The organism is Vibrio profundum, assembly GCF_050337555.1.
Classification (GTDB): domain Bacteria; phylum Pseudomonadota; class Gammaproteobacteria; order Enterobacterales; family Vibrionaceae; genus Vibrio; species Vibrio profundum.
This window is the reverse complement of the sequence record NZ_JAKJTA010000002.1, coordinates 1-6,127: the sequence shown is the minus strand read 5'-3', so window position 1 is coordinate 6,127 and position 6,127 is coordinate 1. Positions and strand designations below refer to the sequence as shown.

General features: G+C 48.8%; 3 tRNA genes and 3 rRNA genes. All 6 read right to left on the bottom strand.

What is annotated here, in order from left to right:
- Positions 1-301: 301 nt before the first annotated feature.
- The 6 genes from L4C34_RS00080 to L4C34_RS00055 all read right to left on the bottom strand — a co-directional run bounded on the left by L4C34_RS00080 (position 302) and on the right by L4C34_RS00055 (position 6,054).
- Positions 302-377 (bottom strand) — tRNA-Ala (locus tag L4C34_RS00080).
- 44 nt (positions 378-421) lie between these two features.
- A tRNA-Ile gene (locus L4C34_RS00075) sits at positions 422-498 on the bottom strand.
- Between the two features lie 66 nt (positions 499-564).
- Positions 565-2,109: ribosomal RNA gene (locus tag L4C34_RS00070) — 16S ribosomal RNA — on the bottom strand.
- 420 nt (positions 2,110-2,529) lie between these two features.
- A 5S ribosomal RNA gene (gene rrf, locus L4C34_RS00065) occupies positions 2,530-2,645 on the bottom strand.
- Positions 2,646-2,737: 92 nt separating this feature from the next.
- Positions 2,738-5,631 (bottom strand): 23S ribosomal RNA (locus L4C34_RS00060).
- A gap of 347 nt (positions 5,632-5,978) precedes the next feature.
- Positions 5,979-6,054, bottom strand: a tRNA-Ala gene (locus L4C34_RS00055).
- Positions 6,055-6,127 lie beyond the last annotated feature (73 nt).

Here is a 6,127-nt window from a genome sequence, read left to right as displayed (position 1 = left end):
GGTTAGTGCTGTCTCATTATTTGAATGAGCGAGACAGCTTAGTTTGGTCTGTTTAAAACAAACGCAAACTACGATTTTGCCGGACTCAAATATTAAATAACCTCGTTAAAGGTCATTTCCAAGAACACTTGAATGTGTGTTGGTACCTAATTTCNTAAYGAAACTAGGATTTGAGAACTTTTAAAATTTGAATAACATCAATCAAATGTTATTCGTCAGCTTTCCAAATTGTTAAAGAGCRAGGTNRCTTTCTRTCGAAAGAAACCATTTTTAAGGACACTTGTTGAAATGCGCTTAAAGATGGTGGAGCTATGCGGGATCGAACCGCAGACCTCCTGCGTGCAAGGCAGGCGCTCTCCCAGCTGAGCTATAGCCCCAAAGTTATTAATGCTGTATGCCAATGTCTTYATGGGAGAAGAATTGGTGGGTCTGAGTGGACTTGAACCACCGACCTCCCGCTTATCAGGCGAGCGCTCTAACCAGCTGAGCTACAGACCCAGCATTAAACTCTTATTTTTTAAACCGTATCAATCTGTGTGGGTACTCATCGTAATAATCATCGTATAAGGAGGTGATCCAGCCCCAGGTTCCCCTAGGGCTACCTTGTTACGACTTCACCCCAGTCATGAACCACAAAGTGGTGAGCGTCCTCCTCGAAAGGTTAAACTACCCACTTCTTTTGCAGCCCACTCCCATGGTGTGACGGGCGGTGTGTACAAGGCCCGGGAACGTATTCACCGTGACATTCTGATTCACGATTACTAGCGATTCCGACTTCATGGAGTCGAGTTGCAGACTCCAATCCGGACTACGACGCACTTTTTGGGATTCGCTCACCATCGCTGGTTGGCTGCCCTCTGTATGCGCCATTGTAGCACGTGTGTAGCCCTACTCGTAAGGGCCATGATGACTTGACGTCGTCCCCACCTTCCTCCGGTTTATCACCGGCAGTCTCCCTGGAGTTCCCACCATTACGTGCTGGCAAACAAGGATAAGGGTTGCGCTCGTTGCGGGACTTAACCCAACATTTCACAACACGAGCTGACGACAGCCATGCAGCACCTGTCTCAGAGTTCCCGAAGGCACACCTGCGTCTCCGCTGGCTTCTCTGGATGTCAAGAGTAGGTAAGGTTCTTCGCGTTGCATCGAATTAAACCACATGCTCCACCGCTTGTGCGGGCCCCCGTCAATTCATTTGAGTTTTAATCTTGCGACCGTACTCCCCAGGCGGTCTACTTAACGCGTTAGCTCCGAAAGCCACGGCTCAAGGCCACAACCTCCAAGTAGACATCGTTTACGGCGTGGACTACCAGGGTATCTAATCCTGTTTGCTCCCCACGCTTTCGCATCTGAGTGTCAGTATCTGTCCAGGGGGCCGCCTTCGCCACTGGTATTCCTTCAGATCTCTACGCATTTCACCGCTACACCTGAAATTCTACCCCCCTCTACAGTACTCTAGTGAACCAGTTTCAAATGCAGTTCCGAGGTTGAGCCCCGGGCTTTCACATCTGACTTAGTCCACCACCTGCATGCGCTTTACGCCCAGTAATTCCGATTAACGCTCGCACCCTCCGTATTACCGCGGCTGCTGGCACGGAGTTAGCCGGTGCTTCTTCTGYNGCTAACGTCAARTGATGAGCGTATTAAACTCACCACCTTCCTCACNRCTGAAAGTACTTTACAACCCGAAGGCCTTCTTCATACACGCGGCATGGCTGCATCAGGCTTTCGCCCATTGTGCAATATTCCCCACTGCTGCCTCCCGTAGGAGTCTGGACCGTGTCTCAGTTCCAGTGTGGCTGATCATCCTCTCAGACCAGCTAGGGATCGTCGCCTTGGTGAGCCATTACCTCACCAACTAGCTAATCCCACCTAGGCGTATCCAATAGCACAAGGCCCGAAGGTCCCCTGCTTTGCTCCAAAGAGATTATGCGGTATTAGCCATCGTTTCCAATGGTTATCCCCCTCTACTGGGCAACTTCCTAGGCATTACTCACCCGTCCGCCGCTCGTCAGCGAATTAGCAAGCTAATTCCTGTTACCGCTCGACTTGCATGTGTTAGGCCTGCCGCCAGCGTTCAATCTGAGCCATGATCAAACTCTTCAATTTAAGATTTTGTCGGCTCAATGAATACTGACTTCAAAACTAATAGTTACCGCAGTAAACATGTAATTCTAAAGCTATTATCGTTCCAACAGAATGGTAATGAATTGACTGTGCCAAATAACTCCTCTCTCTAAAGAAAGTCATTATTCGTATTGGTCACTCAGTTCATTGATACCTAAAGTGCTTCTAAGAAGCTGCTTGACCGCTCTTTATAAAAAGAACAGAAAAGCCTTTGGATTATCATCAACGAGTGCCCACACAGATTGATAGGTTTAAATTGTTAAAGAGCTTTGCTTTCAGTGCGTTAGCACTTAGGCAGGACGCGTATAATACGCTGTCTGCATTGAAAGTCAACATAAAACTCTAAGAAAACTCAAAGATTTATGGTGACTTGCTTACTAAGTAAGCAAGTGCAGATTTAAAGCCTGGCGATGTCCTACTCTCACATGGGGAGACCCCACACTACCATCGGCGCTATTGCGTTTCACTTCTGAGTTCGGCATGGAATCAGGTGGGTCCACAATGCTATGGTCGCCAAGCAAATGCTTAAATTCGGAAAGCTGTCTTTAAAAGTTCGTCACACATTCAATTCGTTCTTGGCTTTGAGTCCACAAAACCCCTTAGGTGTTGTATGGTTAAGCCTCACGGGCAATTAGTACAGGTTAGCTCAATGCCTCGCAGCACTTACACACCCTGCCTATCAACGTTCTAGTCTTGAACAACCCTTAAGGGCACTTAAAGTGCCAGGGAAGACTCATCTCAGGGCTCGCTTCCCGCTTAGATGCTTTCAGCGGTTATCGATTCCGAACTTAGCTACCGGGCAATGCCACTGGCGTGACAACCCGAACACCAGAGGTTCGTCCACTCCGGTCCTCTCGTACTAGGAGCAGCCCCCTTCAATCTTCCAACGCCCACGGCAGATAGGGACCGAACTGTCTCACGACGTTCTAAACCCAGCTCGCGTACCACTTTAAATGGCGAACAGCCATACCCTTGGGACCGACTTCAGCCCCAGGATGTGATGAGCCGACATCGAGGTGCCAAACACCGCCGTCGATATGAACTCTTGGGCGGTATCAGCCTGTTATCCCCGGAGTACCTTTTATCCGTTGAGCGATGGCCCTTCCATTCAGAACCACCGGATCACTATGACCTGCTTTCGCACCTGCTCGAATTGTCATTCTCGCAGTCAAGCGGGCTTATGCCATTGCACTAACCACACGATGTCCAACCGTGTTTAGCCCACCTTCGTGCTCCTCCGTTACTCTTTGGGAGGAGACCGCCCCAGTCAAACTACCCACCAGGCACTGTCCTCACCCCRGATAAYGGGGCTAAGTTAGAACATCAAGCATACAAGGGTGGTATTTCAAGGTTGACTCCACTCCATCTAGCGACGAAGTTTCAAAGTCTCCCACCTATCCTACACATGTAGGGTCAATGTTCAGTGCCAAGCTGTAGTAAAGGTTCACGGGGTCTTTCCGTCTAGCCGCGGGTACACTGCATCTTCACAGCGATTTCAATTTCACTGAGTCTCGGGTGGAGACAGCGTGGCCATCATTACGCCATTCGTGCAGGTCGGAACTTACCCGACAAGGAATTTCGCTACCTTAGGACCGTTATAGTTACGGCCGCCGTTTACCGGGGCTTCGATCAAGAGCTTCGACCGAAGTCTAACCCCATCAATTAACCTTCCGGCACCGGGCAGGCGTCACACCGTATACGTCATCTTACGATTTTGCACAGTGCTGTGTTTTTAATAAACAGTTGCAGCCACCTGGTATCTGCGACTCTCAGTAGCTCCATCCGCAAGGGACTTCACCGCTAAGAGCGTACCTTCTCCCGAAGTTACGGTACCATTTTGCCTAGTTCCTTCACCCGAGTTCTCTCAAGCGCCTTGGTATTCTCTACCCGACCACCTGTGTCGGTTTGGGGTACGATTTCTTACAATCTGAAGCTTAGAGGCTTTTCCTGGAAGCATGGCATCAATGACTTCACACCCTTRGGTGCTCGACATCGTGTCTCAGCCTTAACGAAGAGCCGGATTTACCTAACTCTTCAGCCTACGCACTTGAACCTGGACAACCGTCGCCAGGCCCACCTAGCCTTCTCCGTCCCCCCATCGCAATTGTAAGAAGTACGGGAATATTAACCCGTTTCCCATCGACTACGCTTTTCAGCCTCGCCTTAGGGGTCGACTTACCCTGCCCCGATTAACGTTGGACAGGAACCCTTGGTCTTCCGGCGTGGGGGTTTTTCACCCCCATTATCGTTACTCATGTCAGCATTCGCACTTCTGATACCTCCAGCAAACCTTACAGTTCACCTTCAACGGCTTACAGAACGCTCCCCTACCCAACGCAATAAATTRCGTTGCCGCAGCTTCGGTGTATAGCTTAGCCCCGTTACATCTTCCGCGCAGGCCGACTCGACTAGTGAGCTATTACGCTTTCTTTAAATGATGGCTGCTTCTAAGCCAACATCCTAGCTGTCTAAGCCTTCCCACATCGTTTCCCACTTAGCTATACTTTGGGACCTTAGCTGGCGGTCTGGGTTGTTTCCCTCTCCACGACGGACGTTAGCACCCGCCGTGTGTCTCCCGGATAGTACTTACTGGTATTCGGAGTTTGCAAAGGGTTGGTAAGTCGGGATGACCCCCTAGCCTTAACAGTGCTCTACCCCCAGTAGTATTCRTCCGAGGCTCTACCTAAATAGATTTCGGGGAGAACCAGCTATCTCCAGGTTTGATTGGCCTTTCACCCCTAGCCACAAGTCATCCGCTAATTTTTCAACATTAGTCGGTTCGGTCCTCCAGTTGATGTTACTCAACCTTCAACCTGCCCATGGCTAGATCACCTGGTTTCGGGTCTAATCCTAGCAACTGTTCGCCCAGTTAAGACTCGGTTTCCCTACGGCTCCCCTAAACGGTTAACCTTGCTACTAAAATTAAGTCGCTGACCCATTATACAAAAGGTACGCAGTCACAGGACGCAATGCCTGCTCCTACTGCTTGTACGTACACGGTTTCAGGTTCTATTTCACTCCCCTCACAGGGGTTCTTTTCGCCTTTCCCTCACGGTACTGGTTCACTATCGGTCAGTCAGGAGTATTTAGCCTTGGAGGATGGTCCCCCCATGTTCAGACAGGATATCACGTGTCCCGCCTTACTCGATTTCACTTAAACTGCGTTGCCGGTTACGGGGCTATCACCCTTTACTGCGTGCCTTTCCAGACACTTCACCTGACGCAATAAAAGCTTAAGGGCTAATCCAATTTCGCTCGCCGCTACTTTCGGAATCTCGGTTGATTTCTCTTCCTCGGGGTACTTAGATGTTTCAGTTCCCCCGGTTCGCCTCATTAACCTATGTATTCAGTTAATGATACGTGCTTATGCACGTGGGTTTCCCCATTCGGAAATCGTAGACTCAAGTGGCTTTTACTGCCTAATCTACGCTTATCGCAAGTTAATACGTCCTTCATCGCCTCTGACTGCCAAGGCATCCACCGTGTACGCTTAGTCACTTAACCATACAACCCAAAAGGGTCTTTATGTATGGCAAACAACCAAGGTTAGTGCTGTCTCATTATTTGAATGAGCGAGACAGCTTAGTTTGGTCTGTTTAAAACAAACACAAACTACGATTTTGCCGGACTCAAATATTAAATAACCTAGTTAAAGGTCATTTCCAAGAACACTTGAATGTGTGTTGGTACCTAATTTCATCAATGAAACTAGGATTTGAGAACTTTTAAAATTTGAATAACATCAATCAAATGTTATTCGTCAGCTTTCCAAATTGTTAAAGAGCGAGATTTCTTTCGAAACCATTTCTAAACACTCTCTTTCTTACGAAAGAAGCGAGAATACTTAAAGATGGTGGAGCTATGCGGGATCGAACCGCAGACCTCTTCGCTGCCAGCGAAGCGCTCTCCCAGCTGAGCTATAGCCCCATCTGGAAAAGTGTTTCTTGCTCTAACTTTCTAAACCGTATCAATCTGTGTGGGTACTCATCGTAATAATCAT